Origin of the sequence: Dactylosporangium sp. NPDC005555 (assembly GCF_040605635.1) — a bacterium.
In the GTDB taxonomy this organism is placed as follows: Bacteria; Actinomycetota; Actinomycetes; order Mycobacteriales; family Micromonosporaceae; genus Dactylosporangium.
The window spans coordinates 1-15,473 of the sequence record NZ_JBEXDG010000050.1 but is presented as its reverse complement, the minus strand read 5'-3'; the positions used below and the strand labels follow the sequence as shown (position 1 = coordinate 15,473).

The following is a 15,473-nucleotide window of genomic DNA, read 5'->3' as shown; positions in this document are numbered from 1 at the left end:
AGGCCCCACGGAAGGTCCCGTGGGGCCTGTGCCGGCGACCGGTCAGGAGGCGTAGGCCTCGACCTCGTAGAGGCGGGCGGCGGTGTCGGCGTTGCTGGTGGGTGCGATGACGTTGACGCGCAGGTGGCGGGTGGTGGCCGGGCCGAACGTCGTGGTGGTGACGTTGGCGGTGTTGCCGCGGATCTGGGAGACCGTGGTCCAGGTGGTGCCGTCGACGCTGGTCTGCAGGTCGAAGTCGCGGGTGTTGAACGCGGCGTTCTCCCCGCCGGCGCCCGCGTGGCGGATCACGACCCGGCCGACCGGGGTGGCCGAGCCGAGGTCGACCCGCCACCACTTCGACGCGCCGAGCGAGCACCACTTGTCGGCGTTGCCGCCGTTGACGGTGCCGTTCACGGCCTTCGCCGGACCCTCCGTCGCCGCGCACTGGCTGTCGGCGGTGGCGGTCCTGTTCAGCGCCAGGTTCGTCGCGGGCGGCGTGGAGCCACCGGTCAGCGCGAAGTCGTCCAGATCGAAGAGGCCGCCGGTGCCCGTTCCGACGAAGACCAGGAACAACGCGCCGCTCCCGGCGGACAGGGTGGTCGTGACGTCGACGAACGTGCCGTAGCCGCCGGTGTTGCCGACGTTCACCGAGCCCAGCAGCGGGCCGGTCTGCGAGCCGGAGCGGATCTGGATCGTGCCGCCCGCGCCGCCGGACGCGACCCGCGCCGTGAAGCCGGTCTTGCCGGAGACGTTCACGGCCGAGTAGCCGACCCAGTCGCCGTTGTCGATGTAGCCGACGCGGTTCCCGCCGTGGGCCGCGCCGTCGCCGACGATCTGGACGCCGTTCTGGGAGGTGTACGACTCGGCCTCGACGCGGCCCGTCGGGGGCTGCGACGTGCCGGGGCTGCAGTCGGCGGCCGCTTTCCCGCCGGCGTAGCGGATCCCGCCGAGGAGGTGGGCGCGGAACGCACTGTCCGAATAGGACTCCTGCGTGTGGCCGGCGCCGGTGTAGAACGACCGTCCGCTCTGGATCGTCTTGCACCACGCGAACGGGTGGTCCGCGCCCATCGTGCCGCCGCTGTACGTGGTCTCGTCGAGGGTGGCGAGCACGTGCGCGGTCGAGCGGGGATTGGTGCGGTAGTTGTACAGCTCGTCGGTGCGGACCCAGGTGGCGCCGAGGTGCGCGGTCGCCGGGTGGGTGCGGTCCTCGATCTTCATCGTCGCCTGCTGGATCGCCGGGTGGGACGAGAACCAGGCGCCGACGAGGTCACCGTAGAACGGCCAGTCGTATTCGGTGTCGGCGGCGGCGTGCACACCGACGTATCCGCCGCCGCCGCGGATGTACGACTCGAACGCGGTCTGCTGGGTGGCGTTGAGGACGTCGCCGGTGGTGCTGAGGAAGACGACGGCCTCGTACTGGGCGAGGTTGGCGGTGGTGAACGCTCCTGCGTCCTCGGTGGCGGTGACGGTGAAGCCGTTGGCGGCGCCGAGCTGCTGGACGGCGGTGATGCCGGCGGGGATGGCGTCGTGCCGGAAGCCGGCCGTCTTGGAGAACACGAGCACGTCGAACGCGGTGTCGGCGTGAGCGGGCGCGACGCTGAGCGCCGAGACCGTCACGGCGGCGGCGAGCACGGCAAGGAGTCGTTTCATGATGCGTAGACCTCTACCTCGTAGAGACGGGCGGCGGTGTCGGCGTTGCTGGTGGGTGCGATGACGTTGATCCGCACGTGGCGGACGCCGGTGGCGGTGAACGTGGAGGTGGTGACGTTGCCGGTGTTGCCGCGCACCTGGGACACGGTCGTCCAGGTGGTGCCGTCGACGCTGGTCTGCACGTCGAAGTCGCGGGTGTTGAACGCGGCGTTCTCCCCGCCGGCGCCCGCGTGGCGGACCACGACCCGGCCGACGGACGTGACCGAGCCGAGGTCGACCCGCCACCACTTCGACGCGCCGAGCGAGCACCACTTGTCGGCGTTGCCGCCGTTGACGGTGCCGTTCACGGCCTTCGCCGGGCCCTCCGTCGCCGCGCACTGGCTGTCCGCGGTGGCGGTCCTGTTCAGCGCCAGGTTCGTCGCGGGCGGCGTGGAACCCCCGGTCAGTGCGAAGTCGTCCAGGTCGAAGAGGCCGCCGGTGCCCGTTCCGACGAAGACCAGGAACAACGCGCCGCTCCCGGCGGACAGCGTGGTGCTGACGTCGACGAACGTGCCGTAGCCGCCGGTGTTGCCGACGTTCACCGAACCCAGCAGCGGGCCGGTCTGCGAACCAGACCGGATCTGGATCGTGCCGCCGGTGCCGCCGGACGCGACCCGCGCGGTGAAGCCGGTCTTACCGGAGACGTTGACCCCCGAATAGCCGACCCAGTCGCCGCCGTCGATGTAGCCGACGCGGTTCCCGCCGTGCGCGGTGCCGTCGGCGACCACCTGGACGCCGGACTGGGACGTGTAGGACTCGGCCTCGACCCGGCCGGGCGGCACGACGGCACCGGTGTCGAGGGTGAACGCGTCGACGTCGAAGAGCGCGCCGGCGCCGCCGGTGAAGACGAGGTACAGCTGCCCGGCGGTGGCGGGCGCGCCGGAGACGGTGCCGGTGACGTTGACGAACGTGTCCCAGCTGCCGGTCGTGGGGACGGTGGCGGAGCCGACGAGGGTGCCGGTCGGCGAGCCGGTCCGCAGCGACAGGGTGCCGCCCGCCCCGCCGGAGGAGACCCGGGCGGTGAACGAGGTGGCGTTGTTCAGCAGGTACGGGCTGAACGCGATCCAGTCGCCGTTCTCGATCTGCCCGACGGTCTTGCCGCCCTCGGCGCCGGCCTTGTCGAACGCCTGCACGCCCTGCTGGGTCGCGAAGTGCTCGGCCTGGCGGTGCCGCGGCTGGAGGGTGTGCTGGGTGTGGGTGGTGAGGCCGCCGTTGTCGGTGTACTCGGCGTCGAACACGGCGAAGATGTTCGCGGCCGCGTCGTGCTCACCGTCGAGGGGGATGGTGATGGAGCCGGTGCAGCCGGTCTGGGACGTGATCTGGTGGCCGTGGGTGTCGTGGCCGAGGATGTACGTCATCCGGACCCGTCCACAGTCGACGGTGCCGTCCTCGGGGTCGGTGACGGTGATCTGGTAGGGCACGGTGTCGCCGAACGAGACGAGGGATCCGTTCGCCGGCGCGACGATCCGCACGACGGGCGCGGTGTTGCCGGCGGAGATCCGGACGCTGGCGCTGCCGGTGGCGCCCTGCGGGTCGCGGACGGTGAGCGTGGCGGTGTAGGTCCCGGCCGTGGTGTAGGTCTTCGCCGGGTTGGCGGCGGTGGAGGTCGTGCCGTCGCCGAAGGCCCACGCGTAGGTGATCGCCTGACCCTCGGGGTCGTTGCTGCCGGCGGAGCTGAAGTTGACGGTCAGCGGCGTGCCCCCGGAGGTGGGGTTCGCGGCGGCGACCGCGACGGGTGCCCGGTTGCCGCCGCCGGTGTACTCGATGCGGTACAGGGCGGAGTTGGCGTCGCCGTTGCCGAACCCGGCGCCGTAGTCGAGGACGTAGAGGGCGCCGTCGGGGCCGAACGCCTGGTCCATGATCTGCATGCCGGTCCACGGGAAGCCGGCGATGGCGCCGGGTGAGCCGTCGGCGTTGACGTCGATCGCCTTGATCCAGCGGCGGCCGAACTCGCCGGCGAAGAAGTGCCCGTCGAGGTCGGCGGGGAACTTGACCGCCGACGGGTTGGACGCGTCGTAGCGGTACACGGGCCCGGCCATCGGCGACTCGGAGCCGCTGCCGAACTCGGGCGGGCTGCCGGCGTCACCGGCGTAGCGGATCCAGGCGGGTCTCGCGGCCGGCAGGGTGCCCTGCCCGGTGTTGCGGAACGAGTTGTTCGTGGGCCCGCCCGCGCAGTTGTACTTCGCCCCGGTGCTGTTCGTGGCGAAGTTCCACTCGTTGTAGGTCTCCGACGTGGTGTTGGTGCCGGTGCAGTACGGCCAGCCGTAGTTGCCCGGCGACGTGATCCGGTCGAACTCGACCTGCCCGGACGGCCCGCGGTTGGGGTCGGTGGTGCCGGCGTCCGGGCCGTAGTCGCCGACGTAGACGGCGCCGGTGGGCTTGTCGACGCTCATCCGGAAGGGGTTGCGCAGGCCCATCGCGTAGATCTCGGGCCGGGTGTTCGCGGTGCCCTGCGGGAACAGGTTCCCGCCCGGGATGCCGTACGACCCGTCGGCGTTGACCTTGATGCGGAGAATCTTGCCGCGCAGGTCGTTGGTGTTGCCGGCGGAGCGTTGCGCGTCGTAGGCGGGGTTGCGGTCGGTGCGCTCGTCGATGGGCGCGTATCCGGCGGAGTCGAACGGGTTGGAGTCGTCGCCGGTGGACAGGTACAGGTTGCCGGCGGCGTCGAAGTCGATGTCGCCGCCGACGTGGCAGCACATGCCGCGGTCGGTGCCGACCTCCAGGACGGTGCGTTCGCTGGCGGTGTTGAGCGTGTTGTCGGTGTTGAGGGTGAACCGGGACAGCCGGTTGACGCCCTTCCACGCGGTCCAGTCGCTGCCGGTGGCGGGCGCGTCGCCACCGGGGGTGTTCAGCGGCGGCGCGTAGTACAGGTAGATCTGCCGGTTCGTGGCGAAGCCCGGGTCGGCGGCGACGCCCTGCAGGCCCTCTTCGTCGTGGGTGTAGACGGGCAGCGAGCCGATCACCGCGGTGTTGCCGGCGGCGTCGGTGCGGCGCAGCGTCCCGTTGCGCGCGGTGTGCAGCACAGACCGGTCCGGCAGCACCGCGATGGACATCGGCTCGCCGAGTTCGTTGATGCCCTTGGCGAGCTCGACCTGCTGGAAGAGGGCGGGGTTGATGGTGGTGTGCGCACTGGCGGGCGCGGGCAGGGCGACGGCGGCGCCGCAGATCAGCAGCGCCACCGCGGCGAGTCGGGTTCTCTGGTGCATCGGCGGGGGTCCTTCCGGAGGGTCCGCGATGCCGGCACGCCGCACCGGCCGGCGCTGGCGGGCGCAGGACGGCAGGATCGGGTCAGAAGCGCGGCCGGCGGCGGTGCGCGGGCCGCCGAAGCCCCACACATCCACACGTCGCGATGGTTGGTGAGCCGACGTTACTAACTCAACTCCATCTATGCAAGAAATCCACTTTCTCGCGGCAGGATTCGGACAGACTTTTGTCAGGACGTCAGTTTCGCGTCCTGCCAGGCCGAGACCTTGCGGATCAGGACCGACAGGAGGACCGCCGCGGCGATGCCGCCGACCGCGGAGACCGGCTTAAATTCTTTAAGGAAATAGACATCCTTGACTTTCTTGGCCTATTGCGCGGACTATTAGGAAACTTTCCTAATAGGAGGTTCGAGTGCACCCCACCAGGATCTTCGCCGCCGTGCTGCTCACCGTCGCCGCCGCGATCGCCGTGCCCGGCACGGCCCGGGCCGCACCCGCCGGGCTCACCGCAAGCTTCTCCGCGGCGGACTACGGCACGTACTGGGTCGACAAATACGTTGTCCGGAATCCGACCGCCGCCTCGATCACCGGCTGGACCCTCGAGTTCGACGTGCCCGCCGGGCTCACCGTCGGCACCGGGTACAACGGCACCGTCACCCGGACCGGCAACCATGTGACCGTGGTCAATGCCCATTACAACGGGACCGTGGCCGCCGGGCGCGACACCGAGCCCTACAGTTTCTGGTTCATCGCCACCGGCACCAACACGGAACCGCTGAACTGCCGCATCAACGGCAACAAGTGCGACGGCAGCGCGGACCGCGCCCCGAACGCGCCCGCTTCCCTGGCCGTCACCGGCCGCACCACGAAAACCGTGTCCCTCGCCTGGACCGCGCCCGCGGCGACCGATTTCCCGGTCGCGGGCTACGACGTCTACCGCGGCACCACGCTCGCCGCCTCAGTGACGACGCCGGCCGCGACCGTCACCGGGCTCACGCCGAACACCGCGTACAGCTTCACGGTGCGTGCCCGCGACACCCGTGGCAACGTCTCGGCCGACAGCGCCCCGGTCAGCGCCACCACGCTCAACCCCGCCAACGACACCACCGCGCCGCCGGCGCCCGCGAACCTGCGCAGCACCGCTCGCAGTTCCGTGAGCGTCACCCTCGCCTGGAACGCGGTCACCGACCCGAGCGGCATCGCCGGCTACGACGTCTACCGCGGCGGTGTGCTGGTGGCGTCGTCCACCGGCCTGTCCGCCACCGTGACCGGGCTCGCGCCGCTGACCGCCTACACCTTCACGGTGCGGGCGCGCGACACGTACGACAACGCCTCCCCGGCCTCGGCGGCCGTCACCGTCACGACCGACGACGCGGTCGGCGCCGGCAACTACGCGAAGGTCGGCTACTTCGTCCAGTGGGGCATCTACGGCCGGCAGTACTTCGTGAAGAACCTCGACACGTCCGGCGCCGCCGCGAAGCTCACCCACGTCAACTACGCGTTCGCGAACCTCGACCCGGTCAACCTGACCTGCCTGCAGGGCGTCACCCGCGGCACCACGCAGAACCCGCAGGACCCCGACCAGGGCACCGGCGCCGGGGACGCCGACGCCGACTACGCCCGCCCGTTCAGCGCCGCGCAGTCCGTCGACGGCGTCGCCGACACCGGGTGGGAGACGCTGCGCGGCAACTACAACCAGCTGCGCAAGCTCAAGGCGAAGCACCCCGGCCTGAAGGTGCTCATCTCGCTGGGCGGCTGGACCTATTCGAAGTACTTCTCCGACGCGGCGGCGACCCAGGCGTCACGGGAGAAGCTCGTCCGCTCCTGCATCGACGTCTACATCAAGGGCAACCTGCCGCTGTACAACGGCGCGGGCGGTCCCGGCTCCGCCGCCGGCATCTTCGACGGCATCGACCTAGACTGGGAGTGGCCGGGCGCCGAGGGCCACCCGGGCAACCACTGGGGCCCGCAGGACAAGGCGAACAACACGCTGCTGCTCGCCGAGTTCCGCAAGCAGCTCGACGCGATCGGCGGCAAGCGGTACCTGCTGACCGCGTTCACGCCCGCCGACCCGGCGAAGATCGCGGCCGGCTGGGACATCACGCACAACGACGGCACGCCGAGCGTCTTCGACTCCCTGGACTTCGCCAACGTGCAGGGCTACGACTTCCACGGCGCCGGCAGCGACAACTCGTGGGAGCCGCTGCGCACCGGCCACCAGGGCAACCTGTACGGCGACGCGCAGGACCCGTACTCCTTCACGTTCAGCGTGCAGAACGCGGTCGCCGCGTACACCTCGGCCGGCGTCAACCCCCGCCAGCTCACGGTGGGCTTCGCCTTCTACGGCCGGGGCTGGCAGGGCGTCACCGCCGGCACCACCAACGGCGAGTGGCAGCCGGCGACGGGCGCGGCACCCGGCCAGTTCGCCGAGGAGGCCGGCACCCGCGGCTACGCCAACCTGCTGGCCATGGTGCCTGGCTGCACCGTGTACCACGACGTCCAGTCGATCGCCACGTCCTGCTTCACCGGCAACGGCGGCCAGTGGTGGACCTTCGACGACACCTGGTCGATCGACCGGAAGACCGCCTGGCTCAAGCAACAGGGCCTGCTCGGCGGCATGATCTGGGAGATGTCCGGCGACACCACCTCGGGCACCCTGATGACCGCCCTCAACACCGGCCTCTGATGCCGTGATCCGGAAGACTTCTCGTCGTCATAGCGGCAAGGAGTCTTCCGGATCACGGGTGACCTGGGTCATTGCCGGGGCTCGTTGACGCAGCGCAGCACCGGGTGGGCGAGCAGCGCGCCCGGGTCCGGCAAGGCGCAGGATGTGACGGTGAACGTGACGGTCTCCCCCGGCAGCAGCGTCACGAGGAGGTCGTCGACGGACGCGTCGGGGTCGAGGCGGTCGGGGAACAGGGCGAGCTCCCGCAGCACGGTCGTCGCCGTGACGGTGACCTCGTAGCCGCCCGGCACCGCGGCGACCGCTCCCGTGTACGCGGCGACCGGATAGTCCATCGCCGGATCCTCCTCGAAGCACCGGATCGCGCGGGTCTCCCCGGCGGAGGCGACGATCAGCTCCCGGCGCGGGTCGCCGGGCACCCCGACCGGAGCGGGCAGCGGCACCGCCAGGGAGGACCGCGCGGGCACCGAGACGGGCAGCGACCACGTGGCCAGCACCGTCCCGTCCAGCTCCAGCCGGCGCACCAGCAGTTCGCCGGTCCACGGGGACGCATGGTCGTTGACCAGGGTGACCCCGTCGCCCTGGAAGGTGAGGAGGCGGTCGGCGTACGCGCGGCGCAGCTCGTACCACAGCGGTTTGCGCCGCCCGGCACCGTCGACCGCGGCCCATGAGGTCACGGGCCAGCAGTCGTTGAGCTGCCAGATGACCGTGCCCATGCAGTACGGCAGGAGCGAACGGAACCGTTGGACGCCGAACGACACGGCGCGGGCCTGGTTGAGGCTGGTCAGGTAGTGCCAGTCGTCGAACGTCGCGGGTGCCGGGAGATGCGCGCCGAGGCCCCGCAGCAACTTGTCGTTGCCGCCGGCGGCCTTCTGGTGGTGCAGCACGCCGGGCGAGTCCGGCGCGAGCGGTTCGTCCGACACGGCGGCCCGCAGCGTGGCGTACGCCGGCGGCCCCTGGAAACCGAACTCGGCGACGAACCTGGGGATGTAGTCCGAGTAGCGGGTGTAGTCGTCGCTGCCCCACACCGTCCAGATGTGCACGGTGCCGGTGCTCGCGTCGTGCACGTCCCGGTCGGGCGCGCCGGAGTAGGGGCTGCCGGGCCAGTACGGCCGGCCGGGGTCGACGTCGGCGACCACCCGCGGGAGCACGTCGTGATACAGCGCGGCGCCCCAGCTGAGGTCGCCGAGCTCCTCCTGCCAGCCCCAGTGCTGATGGCCCTCGATGTTCTCGTTGTTGCCGCACCACAGCACCAGGCTCGGGTGCGGCATGAGCCGCTCGACGTTGTCGCGGGCCTCGGCCTCCACCTCGGCGGCGAGGTCGTCGGGGTACGCGGCGCACGCGAACGGGAAGTCCTGCCAGACGAGCAGGCCGAGCCGGTCGGCGAGGTCGTAGAAGTCGTCGGACTCGTAGACGCCGCCGCCCCACACCCGCAGCGCGTTCGCGCCGGCACCGATGGCCTGCCCGAATCGCGTTTCGAGGTCGGCGGCCGTGGTACGGGCGGGGAAACAGTCGTCCGGGATCCAGTTGAAGCCGCGCACGAAGACGGGTGCTCCGTTGACGACGATCCGGAAGGCGTCGGTCTCCAGCTCGACGGTGCGCAGCCCGATCAGCCGGGACCAGACGTCGTCGGCGGCGGTGACGGTGAGCTCGTAGCGGTGCTGCTCCCCGTGCCCGAGCGGCCACCACAACCGCGCGGCGGCGACGTCGAGGGACAGCGTGGCGGTGGTCGCACCCGCGGCGACCTTGCCCTCGACGCGGTTGCCGTCGATCGTGGCGGCGACCGCGACGGCGCCGCTCCCGGCAGCGCGCTCGATCTCGACGGTGACGTCGACGCCGTCGGCGCGGACCTGGGGGCGGACGGAGGCGAGCCGCGCGCCGGACCACGAGTGCAGGCCGGCGGCGCGCCAGATGCCGGCGGTGACGAGCGTCGGGCCCCAGTCCCAGCCGAAGTTGCAGGCCATCTTGCGGATGAACTGGTACGGCTCGTCATACGGTCCGGGCCGGGCGCCGAGCCGTGCCTCCTCCGCCTCGGCGTAGGTGTACGGGGCGGTGAACGTGACCCGCAGCGTGTTGCCGCCTCCGCTGTCGCTGTTGCTGAGCAGCCCGGTGACGTCGAAGCGGTAGCGGCGGTGCATGTTCGCGGTCCGCCCGAGCAGCGTGCCGTTGAGCTCGACGGCGGCGATCGTGTCCAGGCCGTCGAAGACCAGGTCGACGCGGTCGGCGCCGTCCGGCGCCCAGTCGAACGAGGTCGCGTAGGTCCAGTCCGTCCGGCCGATCCAGCCGAGCCGGGTCTCGTTGTCGTCGAGGTACGGGTCGTCGATCAGCCCGGCGGCGAGCAGATCGGTGTGCACGCTGCCCGGGACCGTGGCCGGGATGGTTGCCAGATCGCCGCCGGACAGGGTCCAGCCGTCGTGCAGCGCGCGGTACATGCTCAACCTCATCGCGTGGAGTGAACCGAGTAAGTGGAGATTGACGGTAACGGCGCCCGTCGCAAGCTGTCAACGAACCCTGTCACTGCACATGGCAAGCCGGTAGCATCGGTGAACCGAGAAAGGCGGACCGAGGTGAAACGACCGACCATCGCCGACATCGCCCGCGAGGCGGGGGTCTCCAAGGGGGCCGTGTCCTACGCGCTGAACGGCCGGCCGGGCGTGTCCGCGGCCACCCGGGAGCGCATTCTCGCGGTCGCCGACCGCCTGCAGTTCCACGCCGACAGCAACGCCCGCGCCCTGGCCGGGGCCAAGACCCGCGTGGTCGGGCTGACGCTGCGCCGGCCGCCGAGCACGCTCGGGGTCGAGCCGTTCTTCATGGAGCTGATCAGCGGCATCGAGCTGGAGCTGTCCCGGCGGTCCTATGCGCTGCTGCTGCAGATGGCGCCCGGCCGCGACGAGGAGCTCGGCTTCTACCGGCGGTGGTTCAGCGAGGGCCGCGTCGACGGCGTCCTGGTCTGCGACGTGCACGTCGGCGACCCGCGGGTCGGCATGCTGCAGGAGCTCGGCCTCCCCGCGGTCGTCATCGGCCCGCCCGACGTCAGCGGCACGCTGACCAGCGTCTGGAGCGACGACGAGCGGTCGATGGTCGAGGCGGTGGAATACCTCGCGGCGCTCGGGCACCGGCGGATCGCCCGGGTCGGCGGCATCCCGCAGCTGGCGCACACCGCGATCCGCACCGCCGCGTTCGCCGGCGTCTGCGCCCGGCTCGGCATCGCCGACGCGGTGACCGTGCCGGCGGACTACACCGGGGAGGCGGCGGCCAGGGCGACCCGGAAGCTGCTCGGCAGACCGGCGGGTGCGGGCGGGCCACCGACGGCGCTGCTCTACGACAACGACGTGATGGCCGTCGCGGGGCTCACCGCGGCCCGCGAGCTCGGCGTCGCCGTGCCGGCCGAGCTGTCGATCGTGGCCTGGGACGACTCGCCGATCTGCCGGCTGCTGCACCCGCCGCTGACGGCGCTGACCCGTGACATCGGGGCGTATGGCGTGCAGGCCGCCCGCACGCTGCTCGCGGCGATCGCCGGCGAGGCCGTGACCAGCACACACGGCGCCCCGGCGCATCTCACGCCACGGGGCAGCACCGCACCGCCGCGCACTTCCTGACGCCGGTCCGCGCCGGCGCGCGTCTCGATAACGGATCGGTAAAGGGGTCTTCCGGATCGGCTGACAACGGTGTCATCCTGCGTTCGCGCCAACTAAAACGCTTTAGACACCCCATCCGAAGGAAGCCTCATGTACCGACGAACACTCGCGGTCGCGCTTGCCCTCACCCTCGCCACGCCGCTCGCCGCCTGCGGCGGCAAGGACGACCCCGCCGGGTCCGCCGACGCCGTCTCCCCCACCGACCCCGGCGCCGTCTCCGGCGAGATCACCGTGCTGACCAACCGCACCGACCTCGTCACCGACGGCACCATGCAGAAGTACGCCGATCAGTTCAAGGCGCTGTACCCCAAGGTCACCGTCAAGTTCGAGGGCGTCACCGACTACGAGGGCGAAGTCAAGATCCGGATGAACACCGAGAACTACGGTGACGTCCTGCTGATCCCCAACACCGTGGTCACCGAGGACTACCCGAAGTACTTCGCCCCGCTCGGCTCCGCCGCCGACCTCAGCGCGAAGTACAGCTTCACGGACAAGGCCAAGGTCGCCGACAAGGTCTACGGCGTGGCCGGCTTCGCCTACGTCAACGGCTTCGTCTACAACAAGGACGTCTGGGCCCAGGCCGGCGTGACGACCTGGCCGACCACGCCCGCCGAGTTCATCACCGCGCTGCAGGCGATCAGGTCGAAGACCAGCGCGACGCCGTACTACACCAACTACCACGACGGGTGGCCGCTGAGCTCCTGGTCGCAGGTCGTCGGCTCGGTCAGCTGCGACCCGAAGGCCAACGACAAGCTCGTCACCACCGACCCGTGGGCCGACGGCGCCGACATCGCCACCGGCGACACGCTCCTGTTCGACATCGTGAAGAACAAGCTGTCCGAGGCCGACCCGACCACCACCAACTGGGAGGACTCGAAGGGCCAGATCGCCACCGGGAAGATCGCCACGATGTGGCTCGGCTCGTGGGCGATCGCGCAGATGCAGGACGCGGCGAAGAAGGCCGGCAAGGACCCGTCGGTCATCGGCTACATGCCGTTCCCGAAGCAGGTCGACGGCAAGTTCTGCTCCGTCGTCGCGCCCGACTACCAGTACGCGATCAACAGCCACTCCAAGAACAAGGCCGCCGCCCGCGCCTGGTTCGACTGGTTCATCGACAAGTCCGACAGCGCCGCGGTCAACCAGGCGATCTCCGCCGTCAAGGGCGCCCCGCTGCCACCGGCGATGCAGCCCTTCACGGCGGCGGGGGTGCGGTTCATCGAGCTGTCGCAGGCCGGCGCGGCGAAGCTCACGAAGATCGACAACGCCTCCGAGGTGGGGATCAGCAAGCCCGAGTACCGGCAGAAGCTCGTCGACACCGCCCGCGGCGCCGCACCGGGCGACGCGAAGAGCATCTTCACCGACCTGGGCAAACGCTGGACCGAGGCCGCCAAGACCCTCGGCTGACCTGCTGTTATGTGGCGCCGCCCGGTCAGGGCGGCGCCCTTTGCCCAACGGAGCGCCCCGTGAGAACCCGACTCGTCCCCTGGCTCTACCTGCTGCCCGCCCTCGCGCTGCTGATCGCCTTCACGTACATCCCCGTCGGCAGCATGATCTCCTACAGCTTCACCGACTGGGACGGCCTCGACCCCGACCCGGCGTTCGTCGGCGTCGACAACTACGTGCAGCTCTTCACCCGCCCCGAACTGTTCACGGTCTTCCTCGTCAGCGGGTACTACCTGCTCGCCGCCTTCGTGCAGACCGGGCTCGCGCTGTACTTCGCGTTCATCCTCAGCTTCAAGCTGCGGCTGCGGAACCTGTTCAAGGGGATCCTGTTCTTCCCCTACCTCATCAACGGCGTCGCCGTGTCGTTCGTGTTCCTGTACTTCTTCCGCCCCGGCGGGACCCTCGACGCGGTCCTGGCGCTGTTCGGCGCGAACCCCGGGAAACTGTGGCTCGGCGACCCCGACCTCGTCAACGTCTCCCTGTCCGGGGTCTCCGTGTGGCGCTTCCTCGGGCTCAACTTCGTGCTCTTCCTGGGCGCGATCCAGGCCGTACCGCCGGAGCTGCACGAGGCGGCGGAGCTCGACGGCGCCAACCGCTGGCACGTCTTCCGCCACATCGTCGTGCCCGGCATCAAACCGATCCTCAGCCTCAGCGTCATCCTCGCCGTCTCCGGGTCGCTGTCGGTGTTCGAGATCCCCTTCGTGATGACCGGCGGGGCGGGCGACAGCAAGACCTTCGTCATCCAGACCGTCAAGCTCGCCTTCCAGTTCAACAAGTTCGGGCTCGCCTCGGCCGCGGCCGTCGTCCTGCTGCTCATCGTGCTGCTCGTCACCTGGGTGCAGCGCCGCCTGGTGCCCGAGGAAAGGACCGACCTGACATGAGCAGGTTCTTCAAGTACCTGTCGCTCGTCGTCGCATCGGTGGTCGTCCTGCTGCCGCTCGTGTCGGTGTTCCTCACCTCGCTCAAGACACCGCAGGAGATGGTGGGCGGTGGCGACCCCCTGGCGCTGCCCGCCGACTGGACCAACCTGTCCAACTACGCGACCGCGTTCACCAACGGGCACATGCTGACCGCGTTCGCCAACACCGCCGTCATCCTCGTCGTGTCCGTCGCGGGCACGGTCCTCGTGGGTACCCTCGCCGCGTACGCCATCGACCGCTTCACGTTCCGCTGCAAGAAGGTGGTCGTCGGCGCGTTCCTCGTCGCGACCCTGGTGCCCGGGGTCACCACCCAGGTGACGACGTTCCAGGTCGTGGACGCCCTCGGCGCGTTCGACTCGCGGTGGGCGCCGATCCTGCTGTACCTCGGCACGGACATCGTCGCGATCTACATCTTCGTGCAGTTCATGCGGGGGATCCCGGTGTCGCTCGACGAGGCCGCGCGGCTCGACGGCGCCTCCACGTTCCGGATCTACCGCAGCGTCATCCTGCCCCTGCTGCGCCCGGCGATCGCCACGGTCGTCATCATCAAGGGCATCTTCGTGTACAACGACTTCTACATCCCGTTCCTCTACATGCCGTCGGAGGGTCTCGGCACGATCTCCACGTCGCTGTTCCGCTTCAAGGGGCCGTTCGGCGCGCACTGGGAGACCATCTCCGCCGGCGCGATCCTCGTCATCGTGCCCACGCTGCTGCTGTTCCTGTTCCTGCAGCGGTTCATCTACAACGGCTTCACCTCGGGGGCAACCAAGTGATGTCATGCTGGACAATCCGGTGGTGACTCGCCGGCCGACCATCAACGACATCGCCGAGGCGGCGGGGGTCTCCATCGGCGCCGTCTCGTTCGCCCTCAACGACCGGCCCGGCGTCTCCGCCCGCACCCGCGAGCGCATCCTCGCCATCGCCGCCGAAATGGGCTGGCAGCCCAGCGCCGCCGCCCGCGGCCTGTCCGTCTCCCGCGCCGAGGCGATCGGCCTGGTCATCGCCCGCGACGCGGCGACCCTGGGCGTCGAGCCGTTCTACATGAAGTTCATCGCCGGCCTGGAGACCGAGCTCTCGGCGACCGGCACCGCCCTGGTCCTGCAGGTCGTCGCCGACCACGACCGGGCGGTCGACGCGCTGCGGTCACTGTGGGCGGCCCGCCGCATCGACGCCACCATCCTCACCGACCTGTGGGCCGACGACACCCGCGTCGCGGCGGTGTCCTCCCTCGGACTGCCCGCCGTCCTGGTCGGCCACCCGCGCCCCGGTTCCTCGATCCCCGCGGTCTGGAGCGACGACGCCGCCGCCCTCACCGAGGCCCTCGCGTATCTCGCCGCGATCGGCCACCGGCGCATCGCCCGCGTCGCCGGACTGGCCGCCCTGGAACACACCCGGATCCGCACCCTGGCGTTCCGCGCCGCCGCCACCCGCCACGGCCTGGAGTCCGCCGAGGTCGTCGACACCGACTACACGTGGGAGGCCGGCGCCTGGGCCACCGAGCAGCTGCTGACCTCGTCCCGTCCGCCGACCGCCATCACGTACGACAACGACATCATGGCGACCGCGGGCCTGCACGTCGCCCGCAAGCTCGGCCTCGACGTCCCGGGCCGTCTGTCCATCATCGCCGGCGACGACTCCCAGCTGTGCGAGATGGCGTACCCGGCATTGAGCGCCCTGGCCCGCGACGTCCACGCGTACGGCGCCAACGCCGCCCGCACCCTCCTCTCCCACCTGGACGGCGCCCCACCCACCGACTTCCAGGACGCCACCCCCCGCCTCCTCCTCCGCGACAGCTGCAGCCCGCCGGCGTAGTGGAGCCCCGCCATGATCCGGAAGAGTTTGTGCCGCTATGACGCAATGCCGGTGAGTTAAGGATTTGCGTCGAGGGTTGTCGATGCCGCGTGGCGGCTTGCGCAGC

9 protein-coding genes are annotated in these 15,473 nt (G+C 70.5%); 6 read left to right on the top strand and 3 right to left on the bottom strand.

Annotated features, from left to right (window positions below; translation table 11 throughout):
• Positions 1-42: 42 nt before the first annotated feature.
• Together ABZS58_RS38110 and ABZS58_RS38105 are read right to left on the bottom strand one after the other, a co-directional pair.
• Positions 43-1,629 (bottom strand): ThuA domain-containing protein, encoded by a 1,587-nt coding sequence (locus ABZS58_RS38110; protein ID WP_354788332.1) that lies wholly within the window; start codon positions 1,627-1,629, stop codon positions 43-45.
• Complete coding sequence (locus tag ABZS58_RS38105; RefSeq protein ID WP_354788330.1) at positions 1,626-4,874, bottom strand: carbohydrate-binding protein; 3,249 nt, start codon at positions 4,872-4,874, stop codon at positions 1,626-1,628. Before ABZS58_RS38105 ends, ABZS58_RS38110 begins: the two co-directional genes overlap by 4 nt.
• A 409-nt stretch (positions 4,875-5,283) precedes the next feature.
• On the opposite strand from ABZS58_RS38105, the gene ABZS58_RS38100 reads away from it, so the two are divergent.
• Positions 5,284-7,557, top strand: coding sequence for a glycosyl hydrolase family 18 protein (locus ABZS58_RS38100; protein ID WP_354788329.1), 2,274 nt, complete (start codon positions 5,284-5,286; stop codon positions 7,555-7,557).
• Between the two features lie 68 nt (positions 7,558-7,625).
• Here the strand turns inward: ABZS58_RS38100 and ABZS58_RS38095 are convergent, their stop codons facing one another.
• The gene (locus ABZS58_RS38095) at positions 7,626-9,998 is read right to left on the bottom strand and encodes a glycoside hydrolase family 2 protein (RefSeq protein WP_354788328.1); all 2,373 of its coding nucleotides are present in this window, start codon (positions 9,996-9,998) and stop codon (positions 7,626-7,628) included.
• 123 nt (positions 9,999-10,121) lie between these two features.
• Here ABZS58_RS38095 and ABZS58_RS38090 point away from each other — a divergent pair, with 123 nt between their 5' ends.
• The 5 genes from ABZS58_RS38090 (at position 10,122) to ABZS58_RS38070 (ending at position 15,367) form a co-directional block, all read left to right on the top strand.
• Positions 10,122-11,153, top strand: coding sequence for a LacI family DNA-binding transcriptional regulator (locus ABZS58_RS38090; RefSeq protein ID WP_354788327.1), 1,032 nt, complete (start codon positions 10,122-10,124; stop codon positions 11,151-11,153).
• Positions 11,154-11,282: 129 nt separating this feature from the next.
• A complete protein-coding gene (locus ABZS58_RS38085; protein WP_354788325.1) occupies positions 11,283-12,596 on the top strand; it encodes an extracellular solute-binding protein in 1,314 nt (437 codons plus the stop codon).
• A gap of 59 nt (positions 12,597-12,655) precedes the next feature.
• Positions 12,656-13,516, top strand: coding sequence for a sugar ABC transporter permease (locus tag ABZS58_RS38080; RefSeq protein WP_354788324.1), 861 nt, complete (start codon positions 12,656-12,658; stop codon positions 13,514-13,516).
• Positions 13,513-14,328 (top strand): carbohydrate ABC transporter permease, encoded by an 816-nt coding sequence (locus ABZS58_RS38075; RefSeq protein WP_354788322.1) that lies wholly within the window; start codon positions 13,513-13,515, stop codon positions 14,326-14,328. The genes ABZS58_RS38080 and ABZS58_RS38075 overlap by 4 nt, the downstream gene beginning before the upstream one ends.
• A gap of 22 nt (positions 14,329-14,350) precedes the next feature.
• Positions 14,351-15,367, top strand: a complete 1,017-nt coding sequence (locus tag ABZS58_RS38070; RefSeq protein ID WP_354788321.1) for a LacI family DNA-binding transcriptional regulator — start codon at positions 14,351-14,353, stop codon at positions 15,365-15,367.
• Positions 15,368-15,473 lie beyond the last annotated feature (106 nt).

What these genes read in the sequence shown, in the direction of transcription:
- ABZS58_RS38095 (WP_354788328.1), bottom strand. Translation starts at nt 9,998, where the DNA reads ATGAGGTTGAGCATGTACCGCGCGCTGCACGACGGCTGGACCCTGTCC.
- ABZS58_RS38110 (WP_354788332.1), bottom strand. Translation starts at nt 1,629, where the DNA reads ATGAAACGACTCCTTGCCGTGCTCGCCGCCGCCGTGACGGTCTCGGCG.
- ABZS58_RS38075 (WP_354788322.1), top strand. Translation starts at nt 13,513, where the DNA reads ATGAGCAGGTTCTTCAAGTACCTGTCGCTCGTCGTCGCATCGGTGGTC.
- ABZS58_RS38085 (WP_354788325.1), top strand. Translation starts at nt 11,283, where the DNA reads ATGTACCGACGAACACTCGCGGTCGCGCTTGCCCTCACCCTCGCCACG.
- ABZS58_RS38105 (WP_354788330.1), bottom strand. Translation starts at nt 4,874, where the DNA reads ATGCACCAGAGAACCCGACTCGCCGCGGTGGCGCTGCTGATCTGCGGC.